The organism is Bradyrhizobium sp. USDA 4353, assembly GCF_054063215.1.
In genome coordinates this window covers 2035113-2053214 of the sequence record NZ_JBSSGB010000001.1, presented here as the reverse complement: position 1 = coordinate 2053214, position 18102 = coordinate 2035113, and the positions used below count along the sequence as shown (strand labels likewise).

11 protein-coding genes are annotated in these 18102 nt (G+C 64.3%); 9 read left to right on the top strand and 2 right to left on the bottom strand.

Annotated elements, in window-relative coordinates; genetic code table 11:
* Window positions 1-184: 184 nt before the first annotated feature.
* Window positions 185-1639, top strand: coding sequence for a hypothetical protein (locus ACVILH_RS09175; RefSeq protein WP_456712605.1), 1455 nt, complete (start codon window positions 185-187; stop codon window positions 1637-1639).
* Between the two features lie 73 nt (window positions 1640-1712).
* Here the strand turns inward: ACVILH_RS09175 and ACVILH_RS09170 are convergent, their stop codons facing one another.
* Window positions 1713-2600: a hypothetical protein gene (locus ACVILH_RS09170; protein WP_456712604.1), complete on the bottom strand. Its 888-nt coding sequence runs from the start codon at window positions 2598-2600 to the stop codon at window positions 1713-1715.
* Between the two features lie 269 nt (window positions 2601-2869).
* Between ACVILH_RS09170 and ACVILH_RS09165 the strand changes: the two genes are divergently transcribed.
* Together ACVILH_RS09165 and ACVILH_RS09160 are read left to right on the top strand one after the other, a co-directional pair.
* A complete protein-coding gene (locus ACVILH_RS09165) occupies window positions 2870-5269 on the top strand; it encodes a membrane-bound PQQ-dependent dehydrogenase, glucose/quinate/shikimate family (RefSeq protein WP_456712603.1) in 2400 nt (799 codons plus the stop codon).
* Window positions 5270-5516: 247 nt separating this feature from the next.
* The gene (locus ACVILH_RS09160; protein WP_456712602.1) at window positions 5517-7589 is read left to right on the top strand and encodes a putative bifunctional diguanylate cyclase/phosphodiesterase; all 2073 of its coding nucleotides are present in this window, start codon (window positions 5517-5519) and stop codon (window positions 7587-7589) included.
* 207 nt (window positions 7590-7796) lie between these two features.
* Here the strand turns inward: ACVILH_RS09160 and ACVILH_RS09155 are convergent, their stop codons facing one another.
* The gene (locus ACVILH_RS09155; protein WP_456712601.1) at window positions 7797-8978 is read right to left on the bottom strand and encodes a substrate-binding domain-containing protein; all 1182 of its coding nucleotides are present in this window, start codon (window positions 8976-8978) and stop codon (window positions 7797-7799) included.
* A 186-nt stretch (window positions 8979-9164) separates the two neighbouring features.
* Here ACVILH_RS09155 and ACVILH_RS09150 point away from each other — a divergent pair, with 186 nt between their 5' ends.
* The 6 genes from ACVILH_RS09150 (at window position 9165) to ACVILH_RS09125 (ending at window position 18095) form a co-directional block, all read left to right on the top strand.
* Window positions 9165-9608, top strand: coding sequence for a MarR family winged helix-turn-helix transcriptional regulator (locus ACVILH_RS09150; protein WP_456712600.1), 444 nt, complete (start codon window positions 9165-9167; stop codon window positions 9606-9608).
* A gap of 417 nt (window positions 9609-10025) precedes the next feature.
* The gene (locus tag ACVILH_RS09145) at window positions 10026-11936 is read left to right on the top strand and encodes an acyl-CoA synthetase (RefSeq protein WP_456712599.1); all 1911 of its coding nucleotides are present in this window, start codon (window positions 10026-10028) and stop codon (window positions 11934-11936) included.
* A 104-nt stretch (window positions 11937-12040) separates the two neighbouring features.
* Window positions 12041-12769, top strand: coding sequence for an outer membrane protein (locus tag ACVILH_RS09140; protein ID WP_456712598.1), 729 nt, complete (start codon window positions 12041-12043; stop codon window positions 12767-12769).
* A gap of 335 nt (window positions 12770-13104) precedes the next feature.
* Window positions 13105-14403 (top strand): flavin-dependent oxidoreductase, encoded by a 1299-nt coding sequence (locus tag ACVILH_RS09135; protein WP_456712597.1) that lies wholly within the window; start codon window positions 13105-13107, stop codon window positions 14401-14403.
* A 1159-nt stretch (window positions 14404-15562) separates the two neighbouring features.
* Complete coding sequence (locus tag ACVILH_RS09130) at window positions 15563-16441, top strand: hypothetical protein (RefSeq protein ID WP_456712596.1); 879 nt, start codon at window positions 15563-15565, stop codon at window positions 16439-16441.
* Window positions 16398-18095, top strand: coding sequence for a hypothetical protein (locus tag ACVILH_RS09125; protein ID WP_456712595.1), 1698 nt, complete (start codon window positions 16398-16400; stop codon window positions 18093-18095). Before ACVILH_RS09130 ends, ACVILH_RS09125 begins: the two co-directional genes overlap by 44 nt.
* Window positions 18096-18102 lie beyond the last annotated feature (7 nt).

The following is an 18102-nucleotide window of genomic DNA, read 5'->3' as shown; positions in this document are numbered from 1 at the left end:
CTCACGAGGACAGCTCGAGCAAGCCAGGGCTCTCGCCGCTTGATGCGCGATCCCGACCGGCCTCGCCTCCATCGATTCTTCCGCCCGACCACTCCGTGACCCGGCTCACGGAGCGATCGCTCGGGGTCTGCGACAACTCGGCCGTCACCCGCGGTGAGGTGACGCCAACCGAGGGAGAACAACAATGAGCATATTTGGCGACATCGGACACGCTCTGGGGTCAGCAGTGAAGGGCGTGGCGCATGTGGCATCGGACGTCGGCCATGCGGTCGGTCATGCCGCCTCCAGCGTGGTGCATACGGTGGAGCATGCGGCGAGCGGCGTCGCGCATGAGGTCGGCCATCTCGGCGGCTCGGTCATCCATACCATCGGCAAGGTCACGCACACCGTGGGCGACGCCGCGTCGAGCGTGGTCCACACGGTGGGTCACGTCGCCGGCGACGTCGGACATGTCGTGCATGACGTCGCCCACGGCATCGGCCATCTCGGCAGCGAGGCCATTCACACCGTCGGCGGCGTGGTGCATGCGGTCGAGCATGCCGGCGCGGCGGTCGGCGGCAGCATCATTCACGGGGTTCAGGACGTCGTGTCGACCGCCGGTCATGTTGCCAGCGACATCGCCAACACCGGCGCTCATGTGGTCGGCGACGTCGCCTCCGGCCTCAACCATCTCGTTCATGGCGATCTCGGTGGCGTCGCCCACGACATCGGTCATATCGGCAGCGACATCGTCAATGGCGGCGTCAAGGTCGGCGGTGACCTGGCGCATGGCGTGATCGCAACGGTGGGTGACGCCGTCCATGGCGCCGTCGGTCTCGGCCATGCCGGGCTGGAAGCGGCCGGGGCGATCGGTCACGGCGCGCTCGGCATGGCCGGCACGATCGTCGACACCGCGGCGCATGTCGGCGCCGACGGCATCCATCTGGCGGGCGACGTGGTCAAGGGCGGCCTCGAGCTCGGCACGACGCTCGGTCATGGTGCGATCGGCGTGGCCGCGGATGCGGTGTCGAACGCCGGTCACTTGGTGGGCGGACCGCTCGGCCACGTCATCTCCGACGTCGCGCACGCCGCTGAGACCGTCAGCTCCGGGATCACCGGCGGCATCAGCCACGCCGTCGGCGCGGGCGTGTCGGGTTTGACGGAGGCCGCCAGCGACCTGACCCATGCGGTCGGGCACCAGGCCAATGCGATCGGCCACGATCTCGGCGCGTTGGCCAGCGATCTCAGCCACGGCAATGCTCATGCCGCGCTCAACGACCTGTTCAAGCTCGCCGGCGACGTGCTCGGCGGCGGCCATGACGGCGGCCACACTGGCGGCCATGGTGGCGGGTTCTGGGACCAGATCGCGCAGGCGATCCACCAGGCCGGCGACAACGGCCATGGCCATAGCGGCGGCGCCAACACCGGCGTATTCCATCTGCCGCTGCACGGCGACGGCTCGTCGCACCACCCGATCATCGCCGACGGGCTCGGCAATCATGGCTTCGGCGACCATGGCCACGATCATCAGGCGGGCAACACCGGCATCGTGCCGCCGCACGATTTCAGCCACGCCACCGGCGCGCACGACGCCCCGCACCACGATTTCAGCCACGTCGCCCATATCGACGACGCGCATCACTTCACGCTGCATGGCTGAGGCCGGACACAAGAAACAACCCGCGGTGCAAGCACCGCGGGTTTTTTGTGATCTTAGCGATGTCGCGTGCGGCTCAGCGCGTCTGCGCCGGCTGCACGATCGCGGCCGGCGCCGCCACCTCCGCGCGCGCCTGCGGCGCGGGCACGTTCATGGCCGACAGCGCGCACAGCGCCAGCGAGCCCCAGACCGCGGCGCTGAAATACAGCGACATCCAGGCGATCTCTTCGCGCCAATGCTCGATGTCATGGGTGACGGTCCACTGCGTGGCGGAATCGCGCAGGCCCACCAGCGGATGCAGCAGCGGCACGCCGGCAGCGCGCTCGATGCGCCAGCGCTTCACATACATCGGCACGTCGACGACGACGAGGAAGGCGAGATAGCAGGCGATGCCGATCAGGCCGGCGACCAGGAGCCCGCGTACCAGGCCGTCGAACTCCGGCAGCAACCGGCCGAGGCCGATGCCGACCAGCAGGAAAGCCACCGCCCACAGCGAGTTCTCGATCGCATTGTAGAGGAAGTTCTTGGTGACGACCGCGTACCAGGAGCAGATCTCGGCGACGACGATGATCGGCACGATCAGGCGCGCCATGTTGACGGCGGTCTCGGCGTCGGCGATCGCGCCGAGCTGCGCCAGGATGATCGCCCATTGCGCGGCAAAGGCGATCTCGGCGATGGTCGCGACCGAGCGGCCGACGAACACGCTCGACAGCCAGCTATCCACCAGGCAGATGCGCTGCACGTCGGCGCGCGGCAGCACCGAGCGGAAGGCGCAGCCGAACACATAGGCCGCCGACAGCGCCAGCATCTGGCCGGTCTCCGGCGACTGGCTGACCGCGACGCTGCCGCCATGGAGCTGGCGGTACAGGATGAACCAGAACGCGATATTGGCGAGGCTGACGAGGGTCAGCATCGCCCACCACAGGGCGACGGGGTTCGACAGGGCTCGCGACTGCGCACGCATCCGGCACTCCAATTTTCATGTGACTGACATCTGATCGTATTAATTCCGTCATGAAGCGGCAACCCGTTCCGGCCCGGGGGGTTCACAAAAGCGCGTGTGACGGGAGGCGGCTGCGGAGGGAGGCCACGCGGCAACGGAGCACCGCAGGGAGCGTTCCGGGCTGCGTTCGGCTCGTTGGGCAGGGACAAGGAACTTACGCCGGGCATCGCCGTTCATGACGCGGCTGCGGCGTCCTGCCGCGCTTCGTTCTCATCAGCCTGGAGCCGCGCATGGCCGCCGCCCGCGAGCTGCAGCGCGCGCCGCTGCTGACCTTCACTGCCATCGTTGTCGCACTGATGGGGCTGGCGTTGCTCGCCGGCGGCCTCTGGCTCGCCGTGATCGGCGGCTCGCTCTACTACGTCATCGCCGGCGGCGCGCTGCTCGGCACGGCATGGCTATTGTGGCAGCGGCGCGCGGCGGCGTTGTGGCTCTATGCGGCGCTGCTCTTGGGCACGATGATCTGGGCGATCTGGGAAGTGGGCCTCGACTTCTGGTCGCTGGCGCCGCGCGGCGACGTGCTGGCGCCGCTCGGCATCTGGCTGCTGTTGCCGTTCATCACCGCTCATCTCCTGGGCGACATGCGCTCGGCGCGCTGGGGCCTCGTCGCCGTGCTCGCGGTCGCCATCGTCGTGCTCGGCGCGTCGCTGCGCGGCGACCGTTTCGGCGTCAACGGCGCGCTGCCGCAAGCTGCGGCTGCGACCGCGGGCACCGATACCGCGCCGGCAGAAGCGCAAGCTGACTGGACCGCCTATGGCGCCAGCAATTTCGGCACGCGCTTCTCCAGCCTGAAACAGATCACGCCCGACAATGTGAAGAACCTGCAGCTCGCCTGGGAATTCCGGACCGGCGATCGCAAGGGGCCCGACGATCCCGACGAGTTCACCAACGAGGTCACGCCGCTGAAGATCGGCGACCTGCTCTACACCTGCTCGCCGCATCAGATCGTGTTCGCGCTGGATGCCGCCACCGGCAAGCAGCGCTGGACGTTCGATCCGAAGATCGAGCACCACAAGAATTTCCAGCACATGACCTGTCGCGGCGTCGCCTATCACGAGACCAAGCCGGGCGCGGTCGATGTGTCAGGCGCGGCAGCGCCCGGCGAATGCACCAAGCGCATCTTCCTGCCGACCAATGACGGAAGGCTGTTCGCGCTCGATGCCGACAGCGGCAAGCCGTGCGACGGTTTTGGCGATCACGGCCAGATCGACCTCAAGGCCGGCAACGAGATCAAGACGCTCGGCTTCTACGAGGGCACCTCGCCGCCCGTCGTCACCGACAAGGTGGTGATCATGGCCGGCGCCGTGATCGACAACTACTCCAACAAGGTGCCGTCGGGCGCGATCCGCGGCTTCGACGTCTACAGTGGCAAGCTGCTTTGGGCGTTCGATCCGGGCAATCCCGATCCCAACGAGATGCCGTCGGAGACGCATCATTTCACGCCGGGCTCGCCGAACGGCTGGAGCGTCGGCGCGGCCGACGAGGCGCTCGGCCTCGTCTACATCCCGCTCGGCTCGAGCTCGCCGGACATCTGGGGCGGCAACCGCTCGGCCGACAACGAGCGCTATGATTCCGCGCTGGTCGCGCTCGACATCGCCACGGGAAAACTGCGCTGGTCGTTCCAGAACGTGCATCACGATCTCTGGGACATGGACATGCCGTCGCAGCCGAGCCTGGTCGACATGCCCGGCCAGGACGGCGTGGTGCCCGCGATCTACGTGCCGGCCAAGACCGGCAACATCTTCGTGCTGGATCGCCGCGACGGCCACTTGTTAGTCCCGGCGCCGGAGAAGCCGGTGCCGCAGGGCGCGGCGCCCGGCGACCGTCTGTCACCGACCCAGCCGTTCTCGGAGCTCAGCTTCCGTCCGCGCAAGGAGTTGTCGGGCGCGCAGATGTGGGGCGCGACGATGTTCGATCAGCTGGCGTGCCGCATCAAGTTCAAGCGGCTGCGCTATGAGGGACCGTTCACGCCGCCGTCCGAGCAGGGCACGCTGGTCTATCCCGGTGATTTCGGCATGTTCGAATGGGGCGGGATCGCCATCGATCCGGTCCGAAAGATCGCGATCGCCAATCCGCAGTCGATCCCGTTCGTGTCGCGGCTGGTGCCGCGCGGCAAGGACAATCCGGCCGCGCCGAATTCCGCGCATCCGCCGGGCACCGAGCTCGGCGTGCAGCCGATGTACGGGACGCCCTATGGCGTCGACCTCGGCATCTTCCTGTCGCCGCTCGGCATCCCCTGCATGGCGCCGCCCTGGGGCAGCCTCGCGGCGATCGATCTCAAGACCCACCAGATCGTCTGGCAGCACCGCGTCGGCACCATCCGCGACCAGGCACCGGTGCCGCTGCCGTTCAAGCTGGGCGTTCCCATGCTCGGCGGCCCGATGGTGACGGCCGGCGGCGTGGCCTTCCTCACCGGCACGATGGACGACTACATCCGCGCCTTCGACGTCAAGGACGGCCGGCTGCTGTGGCAGGACCGGCTGCCGGCCGGCGGCCAGTCGACGCCGATGACGTATGAGGCCGGCGGCCGGCAGTACGTCGTCACTGTCGATGGCGGCCATGGCTCGTTCGGCACCAAGCTCGGCGACTACGTGCGGGCGTATGCCCTGCCGGGCAATGTCGCGAGCAAGTAGCTCGCCGGTTCCAGCTCGTCACAGAGTGATACGACGCGTTGGACGTTTGCTCACGATATCCGGGGTTCCGCGGAGGAACTCTGCTGGCCGAGCGAGCGCCTTAATCGTCGGCTTCCAGACCTCGTGCATGAGTAAGTGAGGGGCCGAGATTTCCTGCCCGCATTGACGCTTTGCTAACCGCGAATCCCGGGCGCCAAAACGAAGCGCGCGGCGGTGCGTAGCTGGCCTGCGTAAGGGTTCATTGCCGATGTTAACCATCCTGTCCTGCCTGCCTGCCGATCACGATCTCCGCTACGTCGCCGCCGCGCTGCTGGTCTGCGTGCTCGGCTCCATTCTCTCGATGCGCCTGCTTGCGCGCGTCCGCCGCAACACCGGGCTGCGCAGGTTTCACCTGCTGTTCCTCGCCGGGCTGGTCGCCGGCGGCACGGTGTGGACCACGCATTTCGCGGCGATCCTCGGCTATGACGCACCCGGCAGCCGCTCCTTCGAAGCCGGCCTGACCTTCGCCTCGCTCGGCCTCGCCGTCGCGTTCTCGTGGCTCGGCTTCTTCATCACGACGCGCACGCAACGCGGCCCGCTGATCGAGATCGGCGGCGCGGTGTTCGGCTTCGGCATCGCCGCGATGCACTACACGGGCATGAGCGCGCTCAATCTCGAGGGCATCCGGACCTGGCATGCACCGGCGATTTGGCTTTCGCTGGTGCTGGCGATGGGGTTTGGCGCGCTCGCCGCCAACCGGATCGCGCGCCCGGTGACGCGGTTCTGCAAGTATGGCGGCTCGGCTGCGATGGTGCTCGCGATCCTCAGCCTGCATTTCACCGGCATGGCGGCGCTGACGTTGGCACCGATGGCCGGAGCCGACGCGCCGGTCCAGGCGCTGTCCGACAGCGTCATGCTGATCAGCATCGTCACCGGCATCGGCCTGATCATGGCGATGGCGGCCTCGGCCTACATCATCGATATGCAGGCGACGCAGGAGGCGGTCGAAGGCTACAGGCAATTGGCGCTGCAGGACCCGCTGACCGGACTGCCCAACCGCAACGGCCTCGGCCAGCGGCTGGCGCCGCTGCTGACCGGGGGCGACGAGACCGCGCATCTCGTCGTGCTCGCCATCGACCTCGACCGCTTCAAGGACATCAACGACGCGCATGGCCATGCCGCCGGCGATGCCGTGCTGACGTCGATCGCCCAACGCATCGCGGCCACCTTGCAGCCGGGCGAATTCCTGGCGCGGATCGGCGGCGACGAGTTCGTCGCGGTGAAGAGCGAGATCTTCGCGCGGACCGAGGCCGCGAAATTCGCCGAGCGCATCCGCACCTTGGTGCTGACGCCGGTCGATTGGGAGGAGCGCAGCCTCTCGGTCGGCTGCAGCATCGGCATCGCGCTGTATCCCGAGCACGGCCTCGGCTCGGACGAACTGCTGACCCGCGCGGATCTCGCGATGTATCGCGCCAAGAGCCTCGGCCAGGGCAAGATCTGCACCTATGAGCCGTCGATGGACGAGGCCAGCCGGCGCCGCGCCGAGCTCGCGATCGACCTGAAGCGCGCGCTGGTGCGTAACGAATTCGAGCTGCACTACCAGGTGCAGAACGACACGCAGAGCGGCGAGATCATCGGCTTCGAGGCGCTGTTGCGCTGGAATCATCCGCTTAAAGGCCGCGTGCCGCCGAACGATTTCATCCCGATGGCCGAGCAGACTGGACTGATCGTCGACATCGGCGACTGGGTGCTGCGCACCGCCTGCGCGACAACCGCGACCTGGAGCCAGCCGTTCAAGGTCGCCGTCAACGTCGCGCCGATGCAGCTCAACCACGATCTGCCGAAGCGCGTCGCCGAGGTGCTGCGCGAGACGGGCCTTGCGCCGGAGCGACTGGAGATCGAGCTGACGGAAACGGGCATCATCGCCGACCGCCAGCACGCGCTGCAGGTGATGCAGGCGCTGAAAGGGATCGGCGTCACCGTTGCGATGGACGATTTCGGGACCGGCTATTCGTCGCTGTCGACCTTGCAGGTGTTTCCGTTCGACAAGATCAAGGTCGACAAGAGCTTCATCCAGTCGGTCGAGACCAGCGTGCATGCGGCGGCGATCGTCAAGGCGACCTTGCTGCTCGGCCGCAGCCTGAACATTCCCGTGCTGGCCGAAGGCGTCGAGACCGAGCAGCACCTGGCCTTCCTGCGCGAGGAAGGCTGCACCAGCGTGCAGGGATTCCTGTTCGGCAAGCCGATGCCGCAGGACGCGATCAGCCGGATGATCCGGGAGGTGGGGGACGCGCCGGCCCTTGTCGCGGAAGCGCCGGCCAAGAACGCCGCAGCCGCGTGAACGTAGGTGCCACCCTCCCCTGGAGGGGGAGGGTCGATCGCACGCGAAGCGGGCGAGCGGGGTGGGGTGATCTCTCCACACGCGCCGGAGCCAGAGGAAAGATCACCCCACCCCGCCTGCCGTGCCGCTGCGCGCCACGTCAGGCGACCCTCCCCCTCCAGGGGAGGGTGGCAGCGGAATGCCGGGCGGGGGCCTTCGTCGCGCCGCTCAAAACGTGCGGATGATCCTGAAGTCCAGGCCGTCGGCGGCGGCGAGGTGCATGGCCATGGCGGCGCGACCGTGGCGGATGGCGATGTCGCCGCGGGCGCCGGAATAGACGATGTTGCGGCCGGCGGCGGCGAGCGGGTGCAACGACAATGAACCGGCGCGCTCGGCGGCGGCCTTCAGGAAACGCAGGCCTTCGTAGTTCGACTGGCCGACAGAGCCGACCGGCGGGGCCTCGGTGCCGAACATCGCGGTGTAGCGGCTCATGAAGGCGTCATTGGCGTCGGAGCCGATGCAGTTGAAATAGCCCGAGGAGGAATACAGGTTCTCGGTGTTGTCGGCGCCGATGCCGAGCAGCACGGTCTCATCGACGGCGCCTGCGAGGCGCAGCGTCGTCGCCGCGAGGCCGGACTCGCCGAACGCGCGGTTGAAGGTGATGCTGTCGGTGCCGATCAGCGAGATCAGCACCACGTCGGGCTTGGCGGCGCGGATGCGCGCCAGATGCGCCTCGTGATCATCCTCGCCGACGGGGACGAATTCCTCGCCGACGACCTGGCCGCCGGCCTCGGTGATGTAGGTCTTGGTCGAGCGGTGCGACTGCCACGGCCAGACATAGTCGCTGCCGATCAGGTACCAGCGCTTGGCGCCCTTGTTCTCCGCCAGCCAATGGATCGCAGGTCGGGTCTGGCTGTGCGGCGTCTCGCCGATCGCCATCACGCCCGGCGTTCGCTCACCGCCTTCATAGACGGGCGTATACACATAAGGGATACGGCCGCGCGTCAGCCGGCGCAGCGCCAGCCGGACGGCGCTGATATGCGAGCCCATCACGACGTCGATGTCGTCGAAATCGAGCGCGTCCCGGGCGCGTGCGACCACCTCCTCGACCGGACCGCCGGAATCGTAGAACGATAATTCGATCTCGCGCCCGAGGATGCCGCCGCGGCGGTTGATCTCGGAGACCGCGAGCAGCGCGTTGTTGGTCGCCGCCGGACCCCAGATTCCCGGCGAGCCGGAAAAGGTGATGAAATTGCCGATGCGTAGCTTGTTGTGGCGGCCGCGCCGCGCGAAGCGATCGGGATCGAAGGGGGCCAGCGACGGCGGGCCGACCCGCTTGGGCGGGCTCCTGAACAGCAGGGAGGGCGGCAGGTTGCAACGCCCGGCCATGACAGATCCTGTCGAGAGCACACCCACTCCTTGGCCGCGATCGTCGTTGGCCCGGTGTGGGCCGGCGGTCATACGCCGTCAAAATCAGCACGCGTTCGGCAAATATCCTATTCGAAAATGTTGAATGTTCAAGAATTCGAATGCATATAGATCGGGCAGCAACTGCCGGACATTCATTCAATTCGGGACCTCTGAGCGAAGTTCATCGTGGCCAAATCGCCCCATCCCAACACCCCCCTCACCGAACATCTCGCCTATCTGCTCGCGCAGGCCAACCGGGAGATCAACCGGCAGTTGGAATCGCGCCTGAGCACGGAGGGCGTGCCCGTCGAGCAGTGGCGCATCCTCAAGGTGCTGTCGGACGGCGAAGGGCATTCGATGGGCGACCTCGCCGAGGCCGTGCTGCTGAACCATCCGACCCTGACCAAGATGATCGACCGCATGGTGTCGGACTCGCTGGTCTACCGCCGCCAGGACGCCCATGACCGCCGCAAGGTGCTGATGTTCATCAGCGACCGCGGCAAGGCGCTGTGCAAACGGCTGAACTCGCTCGCCGCCAGCCAGGAGGCGCACATCCTGGAGAACTACGGCGACAAGGCCACCGGTGAGCTGAAGCGGCTGCTGGAGAATCTGATCGACGCGGCGAGTTGAGGGCGCTCACCTGTCGGCGAGAATCGCCGCATTGCTTGACGATGGAAGCTTCAGGCGCGCCGCTCGTGAATGCGCCCTCTCCCCTTGCGGGAGAGGGCATGTAGGATCGTTCGACCAGCTCGGTCGGGTGAGGGGTATGCCTCCACGAGCGACGTCCGTGGAGAGATACCCCTCACCCAAGTGAGTGCATGGATGAACCGGAGATGCCCTCTCCCGCAAGGGGAGAGGGCGCTGTATCTCGCAGCGCAGCGTTGCTGCGACAAAACTCCCGACGTCCCCGATCACGCTGGGATAGACGCAAGACGAATCCTCCCGCATCCTGTCCTCTCGCGATCGCGACGAACGGGCCGCATAGAGCCCGCGCGCGATCTCCGGCCATGCGTGGCCGGACGAGGACAAACACAGGGAGGACAGGCCATGACGGGCATGCATCTGCTCGATCGCGCCATCGGCAGCGATTATCCGATATTTGCAAGCCAAGCTGACATCCGCGCCTTCGAGCAGACGCCGTACGGCGAGCGCATCGCCGCCGAGAGCACATATGAGGCGCTGAAGTGTGGCGCCTCGGCAAACCTCGACGCGCCCGCCATCCAGTTTCTGCCCAATGCCGATCCGGCCGATACGCCGGTCGTGATCAGCTATCGCGACTTCATCGCGAAGGTGACGCAGGCGGCCAACATGTTTCATGCGCTCGGCGTCGGCCCCGATGACGTCGTGAGCTTCATGCTGCCGCTGGTGCCGGAAGCCTTCATCACGCTGTTCGGCGCGGAGGCCGCGGGGATTGCCAACCCGGTCAATCCGCTGCTCGAGCCGCACCAGATCGCGGAGATCCTCGATGCCGCCAAGACCAAGGTGCTGGTGGCGCTCGGGCCCCTGCCCGGCACCGACATCTGGCAGAAGGTCGAAAAGGTGCGCGGCAGCCTCAAGCACCTCAAGGCGATCGTGCAGGTCCATGGCGGCGGCGGCGATCCGGCCAATGGCATCCATGCGTTCAACGATTTGATCAAGCCGCAGCCCGCCGATCACTTTGTCAGCGGCCGGCAGATCAAGGCGAGCGACACCGCGGCCTATTTCCACACCGGCGGCACCACGGGCACGCCGAAGCTGGTGCGGCACAGCCATGGCAACCAGGTCTACCAGGCCTGGGGCGTCAACCTGCTCCTGAAGGCGAAGCCCGGCGGCACCTTGCTGTTCGGGATGCCGCTGTTTCACGTTGGCGGCTCGCTGACGCAGGCGCTGCAGACGCTCTCGGCCGGCGGCAGCCTCGTGGTGCTCTCCGGCGCCGGCTGGCGCAATCCGAATGCGGTGCGCAACATCTGGGGCCTGGTCGAGAAATACAAGCCGGAGACCTTGTCGAGCGTGCCCACCGTGCTCGCCGCGACTCTCGCGGTGCCGCAAGGCAACGCGGACATCTCCAGCCTGCGCTACGCCGCCGGCGGCGGCTCGGCGATTCCGGTCGCCGTCGGGCAGGCGATCATGGACCGGCTGAAGCTGCCGGTGATCGAGGTCTACGGCATGACCGAGACGTCGAGCGTGCACACCATGGCCTATGCGGATCAGCCGATCCGGCTCGGCTCGGTCGGCCTGCCCCTGCCCTACGCCAAGGTGCGCATCGTCAAGCTCGACGCCGACGGCCGCTACGAGCGTGACTGCGCCACCGACGAGATCGGCGTCGTCATCATGGCCGGGCCCGGCGTGTTCTCCGGCTATCTCGACGACGCCCACAACAAGGGCGCCTTCGTCGAAGGCCACTGGGTCAACTCCGGCGATCTCGGCCGGCTCGATGCCGACGGCTTCCTGTGGATCACCGGCCGCGCCAAGGATCTCGTGATCCGCGGGGGCCACAACATCGATCCGGCGCCGATCGAGGAGATCCTGTTCCAGCATCCCTCGGTCGGCTTCGCCGCCGTGGTCGGCCAGCCCGACGCCTATGCCGGCGAGCTGCCGATCGGCTACGTCCAGCTCAAGCCGGGCGCATCCGTGCAGCCGGGCGAATTGGAGGACTGGGTGCGCGCCCGCACGCCGGAGCGCGCCGCCGTGCCGGTGCAGATCATCCCGATCGATCCGATGCCGGTGACCGGCGTCGGCAAGGTGTTCAAGCCGCAATTGCGCTGGGACGCCGCGACGCGCGTCTTCACCAAGGTGCTGTCGCAGCTCACGGACCGTGGGGTCGATTGCAGCGTCAAGGTCGGCGCCCATGGCAGCCATGGCAGCTTGGCCACTGTGACGTTGCGCAACGTGCCGGCGGAGCAACGCGAGGCAATCGAGAACGAGGTGCACACCTTGCTGGCGCCGTTCGTGATCCGGCATGAGGTGACGCACGGGTAGCTGCGGCAAAGTTCCGTATTTTTGCGGAATGTTGCTGGGCAACAACATACAGAGCTACCTCCCGATGTTACAACCTCGGCGGGACATTGGGAGCTTCCTGTAAAATGCGTCAGACCATGTTGAGCGCGGCGGCGATCATTCTGTCCGCGGCCGCGGCTTCTGCCGCCGATCTGCCGATGGCCGTCAAGGCCCCGGTCGCCGCGGCCCCATTCACCTGGACCGGCTGCTACGCCGGCGGACATCTCGGCGGCGCGGTCAACGACGACAAATCGACCAACAATCTCGGCAATTCGCTCGACTACAGCGCTGCCGGATTCGTCGTCGGCGGCCAGATCGGCTGCGATTATCAGTTTGCGCCGAACTGGGTGCTCGGAGCCGAGGGCCGTGCGGCCTGGACGAGCCTCGATAACATGCGCAACGAGACGGTGAGATTCCCGGCGCTGGGCGGATTACGGGTGCCGTCTCAGCTCCACATCCGTAATGATTTCCTGGCGTCGGTCACGGGACGCCTGGGCTACGTCTACAACGCGAAATGGCTGATCTACGCCCGGGGCGGCGCGGCATGGACGCGCGAAAAGCTCGATGATGCGTTCTTCGCTCCGGTCGCTGGCGTGTTCACCGACCCCAGCGCGACCACCACCCGCACCGGGTGGACGGCCGGCGGCGGCATCGAATGGGCCTTCGCAGCGCATTGGTCGGCGAATATCGAGTACAACTACTATGATTTCGGCACCAAGAGCCTGCTGCTGACCGGTCCGGTCAATCGCGTCAACTTCGCCGGCTTCAAGGACACCATCCATGCCGCGACGATCGGCGTGAACTATCACTTCTGATCGGCGGCGGTGGATCGAAGACGGTCACAACCGGATGCTGTGGAAGTCTCGGAGGGCGACTGAATCATCAGTCGCCCTTTTTTGATCGGGCCCCGATGCGACGGGCCGGCTGAGCCAGACGCCGGCCGATCTCGCGCACACCATCATACCCCGCACTCCATTTTCCTTGTCTCGACGTCCCTTCTGAACTACGCCTTCGGGCTCGGGCTGGCGGTCAACGCTGGCCTCGATTGGATCGAGGGGAGGCGATCCGCGCGCGGGCATGCTGCGCGATGGCATCCCTCGGCCGCTTTTCGAGCCTTGTTTCCTGAGTTCACGCGCGACGGATCCTGCCTATGACCGACCTCCCTGTGATCATCGCCGGCGGCGGCATCGGCGGCCTTGCGACGGCGCTCACCCTGCAGCAGATCGGCGTGCCCTGCATCGTCTATGAGAGCGTGCGCGAGATGCGGCCGCTCGGGGTCGGCATCAATTTGCAGCCCAACGCGGTGCGCGAGCTGTACGACCTCGGCATCGGGCCTGATGATCTCGATGAGGTCGGCGTGCCCGCGAAGGAATGGGCGCTGGTCGGGCTGAACGGCAACGACATCTATTCCGAGCCGCGCGGGCTGCTCGCCGGCTACAACTGGCCGCAATATGCCGTGCATCGCGGCAAGCTGCATATGCTCCTGTACAGCCGGCTGGTGCAGCGCGCGGGCGCCCAGACGGTGCGGCTCGGCAGCCGCGTCGCCGGCTATGAGAAGAATGCGGATGGCACCGTGACGGCGCGCGTCGAGCATGCCGACGGCTCGCGGTCGGAGCAGCGTGGACGGCTGTTGATCGGCGCCGACGGCATCCATTCGGCGGTGCGCGCACAGATGCACCCGACACAGCCGCCGATCCATTGGGGTGGCGCGGTGATGTGGCGCGGCGTGACCTGGGCGAAGCCGATGCGTACCGGTTCGTCCTTCGTCGGGCTCGGCACCCATCGCCACCGCGTCGTGGTCTATCCGATCTCGCATCCCGATCCCAGGACGGGGCTCGCGCTGATCAACTGGATCGCCGAAGTGACGATGGACAACACAGAAGGCTGGAAGCAGACCGGCTGGTTCCGGCAGGTGCCGGTCGCCGAATTCGCGCAGCATTTCGCGGGGTGGACCTATGACTGGCTCGACGTGCCCGCGCTGATCGCCGGCGCCGACGGGGCCTATGAGAACCCGATGATCGACCGCGATCCGGTCGCGACCTGGGTCGACGGCCCGGTCGCGCTGATGGGCGACGCCGCGCATGCGATGTATCCGACCGGCAGCAACGGCGCGAGCCAGGCGATCGTCGACGCCCGCGTGCTCGGCACGATGCTGCTGGCCCACGGCGTCACGCCGGCGGCGCTGGCGGCCTATGACGAGAAGCTGTGCGGGCCGATTTCGGCGGTCATCCTCCGCAACCGCGGCGCGGGGCCGTTCGGGTTACTCAATCTGGTCGACGAGCGCTGCGGCGGCAAGTTCACCAACATCGACGACGTGGTGCCGCCGGCCGAGCGCGAGGCGTTCATGGCCAACTACAAGAAGGCCGCGGGCTTCGCGATCGAGCAGCTCAACGCGGCGCCGCGGACGATTGCGGAAGGCGCGCAGGTCGACGCCGCCAAGGCGGCTTGACCTCCTCCAAAGCTGGTTGACCCACCCTCGATGTCGTCCCGGCAAGCACCTCGGCGCACCGCGCCGATGTGCGCCGACCCGGGACCCATACTCCTCAGCAGAAGTTATCAGGCACGCTGGAGCGACCAGCCTGCGTCACCGCATCATCCTGTGGTTATGGATCCCGGCGTTCGCCGGATGACAGCGTCATTTGAGCAGTCACCGGGATTTGTTAGTTAGCAAGCTGCCGTAGGGTGGGCAAAGGCGGGCCGCTGATCTTTCCGCGAACACGGTCGTCGTGGCGCCGTGCCCACCATCTTGCTGCGAGATTGCCGATCGACGGTGGGCACGCTGCCGCCTTGCGGCGGCCGCTTTGCCCACCCTACAGCAGCTAAGAAGACCTCGGCCGCGCTTACGCGTAGCGGCCGTGGCAGTGCTTGTACTTCCAACGGAAGTAAAATTGCGGAATATTTTCAACAGCCTGCAGCCCTGCGGAGTACCCTGTCAATCTTTTGTCGAGAACCCTGCAGTTTCTCTTGTGCGTCGTAAGCTGGAGATGTGCCCCAGCGTTCTCCGAGCCTCTGATGCGTTTCGTGTTAGCCCCAGTGCATCGGAGCCCGTAGCTAATCTGAACGCACCGTCGGGGCTCACTTTGGACTGTTGGGTAGCTGTAGCGGCTTGGGGTGCTGATCGCGACCGGCTTTCGTGGTGCGCACGATCATACTTGCCGGACCACGACTAGGGGCGCTGACCGGGTGCATACGCTGGATTGTGCGATGCAATACAAGGTGGCCCCGAACGCATCAGGTGAGCTTCGCAAGCGGCGCAGCCGCTTTAAACGTCAACATCGCAATGAGATGATCGGTGGAGCGGGCGCGGACTGTAAGCCTGCGCTCTACACGGTACCCCTAGCCATAAGCTCCAGTACTAATAGATATAAGCCATGGTGCTTACGACTGGAGTTAAGACGTGCCCTTGTAGAGCGCAGGACTCCGCGCTCCTGATCGCAGGAACCCACGGCCAGTGAAAGCCACCCAATAGCTAGGCATCTTGCCGCCAAATCTGTGAGTAAGAGCCATCTAGCTCTCGCCGCAAAAACTGGAACGGCCTAGAATGATACAGAAGCATTAACGATCAACCTGTGCGCGCACTTTGCCCAAAGGCTTGAGAGTTCAAGGTCATGTCATTTGAGACCGAAGTTTATAATGCCCATTCAGCTGGAAAGTTAGATAGAGAGCTCGTCGACTTCTTTCTGCCCTGCGGAACGATCCGGCCGAATGAAGGTCCAATGTGGGATTATAAAGTCGGCTTCTGCAATCCGTCAGCCATTCTCCAGGAAGACGCCCTGTTGGCCTGCGAGCTTCTCCACGACATCGCATGCATGTATAATGCCTTTGGTGGTTATCTCATAATTGCATTCAAAGATGAGCAGGACGATAAGTTCCGCAAATTTACGAACAAGGATGATTTTGATAAACTGAGCGACAGATACTTCAAGGCGTACATTCCCATCGCTACGCTGCTCTCTAAGTATGCGCTTGATGGAACGCAGGTGAACGTCCTCCTCATCCACGTGAGCAAGAGGACGGTTGGTCCCCCAATCGCGTACAAGCGAAACGGCGCGCTCGATGACAAAGGGCGCCCCTCATTCAAGGCAGAAGATATCCCTCTCCGCTTCGGCTCAAGCTCTCAGACAATCAATAATCGACATGACTTGTTGGTGTTTGCTTTTGGTGAAAGGAAGCCGGACGTCGGAGAGCTGCCTTCGCTGTTAAATGAAATCGACAACAATCTACCGCCACGCGATCCGAATCTAGTAGAGTTCATTGGACGAAGAGAATATCTCGCCATTCTATGGAGCTGGCTCGCTGACACCAGAAACCCTGTCAAAGTGCTGACGGCGTTGGGTGGAACAGGGAAAACAGCTATCGCGTACGAATTCTGCGAGCAAGTTGTCAAATCCCGCTCGCAGGTCTTCTCGAAGGTCATTTGGCTCACAGCAAAGTCGCAGACGTTTGCGTGCTATTCTGCACAAGTACGTCAGTACAACCCGAACTGACTTTACCGATATCGACACCTTTCTTGACGCATTTCTTCGCGAAATTGGATCTCTTGAGTCGGACTTCGCGGACTTCGATCAGCTGGAAGATAAGCTTGATTTCGCAAAGGAAATTGTAAGCGAAATTCCAATCTTGCTAGTAATTGACGATCTCGACTCATTAGACCGAGAAAAGCAAAAGGAGCTGTATTCGAGAATAGCTCAGCTCTTCGATCAGTCGATGTCAAGAAAACACCCAAGCCGAGTTCTGTTCACATCACGTCTTGAGCCTAGTGCAGGCCCCAACCGGATCATGGCGATACAGGGCTTTGATCCAAAGGAGACCCTAGATTATGTTAAGTCGCTAATACCGACCCTCAAGGGAAGCCAAGCCTGGGGCCAAAAGGCCCTCGAATGGCTAGCGGCAATCCACAATGCGTCGAAAGGGTCTCCAATCTTTGTCGCTTCGATTCTGAGACTTCTGACATTTGGCGAGGAGTTGGAGGTCGTCCTGCACCATTGGTCCGGAAAGGACGGTGATGAGGTCAGGCGGTTTGCGTTCAAGCGGGAGATCGATAGTTTGGCTTACCCGCAGTGGCGAGTCCTCTATGTCCTGCAACTTCTCTCTTCAACCTCGTTTGAGGAACTTATGGAGGTGACGGGTGAGGACCGGCAGACGCTCCAGAATTCGCTGGCCGAGATTAATCAATTTCATTTGTTCGCAACCGGCGGAAACCCAGCAACCGGAGCGCAACTGAATGTTCCTGAGCCTATCCGGCTGATGGTTAAGATCACCGAGGAAAATCTCAGTCCTGACGATGCCGAAGATCTCCGAAAGAAGTGCGCCCGAGTTGTTAGCCGCTCCGGTGACGGGCAGAGCGAATTAAGTAAGCGGATCCGTGGCATAAAGTTATTGTGGCATCGAAAGCGATTTCCTGAAGCCAGAATTGAAGCCGAAAGAGCTGTCAAGGATTTTCCAAAGAGCGCGGAAGCCAGCTTTGTGCTAGGTCGCACGTACCTCTACCAGACCCCGCCAGACTACGTTTCGGCCGACAACGCCTTTAAAGATGCCCACCTAAAGAAATCAAATGAGACCGGCCTCCTGGAGTATTGGGCTCTTGCGCGATTGAAGAGTGACAATATCTCCGGTCTCTTGAAAATTACGAACCCTCTACTGGTGCCGAACTTATCCGGACTTCCACTTTTGTATCGGTTAGTCGGACTGTACAGGAATGCCAGGTCTCGGGAAAACGGCGGCGATTTTGGGGGGGCATTTCGCGGGTATGAAATCGTAATGCTCGAATGTGTTAAAGCCCTGGGCGATGGCCGTGCCGAGAGCGTATCAATATACGTCAATCGGCTGGCCTCCGCTGTTTCGAACTACTTTGTTCATAACGCGTATAGAACATTCAAGCGAGAAAGCATCGATCGCATAATCGAATTGACGCTTCGCTTAGTCGACGACGGATTTCCGCCAACAAACTACCTCGAGCAAATTGCTGATGATGCGGTTCGCTTCACAAGCGTAGAACGGTTTCCCCAGCGGCACACTAAGAGCAGGCGTATTGAGCGACTATCGACAATAGGGCGGCTCTTAGTGAAGCTTTATGGTGGGGGCCATCGCGTTCCGCAGCGGTTCTTCCGAGCAGCGAGAGAGATTGAGGCGAGGGGGTGATCCGGCG

Bases quoted from the DNA above. Each gene is read 5' to 3' on its own strand.
- ACVILH_RS09175 (WP_456712605.1), top strand. From the start codon at position 185: ATGAGCATATTTGGCGACATCGGACACGCTCTGGGGTCAGCAGTGAAG.
- ACVILH_RS09170 (WP_456712604.1), bottom strand. From the start codon at position 2,600: ATGCGTGCGCAGTCGCGAGCCCTGTCGAACCCCGTCGCCCTGTGGTGG.
- ACVILH_RS09165 (WP_456712603.1), top strand. From the start codon at position 2,870: ATGGCCGCCGCCCGCGAGCTGCAGCGCGCGCCGCTGCTGACCTTCACT.
- ACVILH_RS09160 (WP_456712602.1), top strand. From the start codon at position 5,517: ATGTTAACCATCCTGTCCTGCCTGCCTGCCGATCACGATCTCCGCTAC.
- ACVILH_RS09145 (WP_456712599.1), top strand. From the start codon at position 10,026: ATGACGGGCATGCATCTGCTCGATCGCGCCATCGGCAGCGATTATCCG.
- ACVILH_RS09140 (WP_456712598.1), top strand. From the start codon at position 12,041: ATGCGTCAGACCATGTTGAGCGCGGCGGCGATCATTCTGTCCGCGGCC.
- ACVILH_RS09135 (WP_456712597.1), top strand. From the start codon at position 13,105: ATGACCGACCTCCCTGTGATCATCGCCGGCGGCGGCATCGGCGGCCTT.
- ACVILH_RS09130 (WP_456712596.1), top strand. From the start codon at position 15,563: ATGTCATTTGAGACCGAAGTTTATAATGCCCATTCAGCTGGAAAGTTA.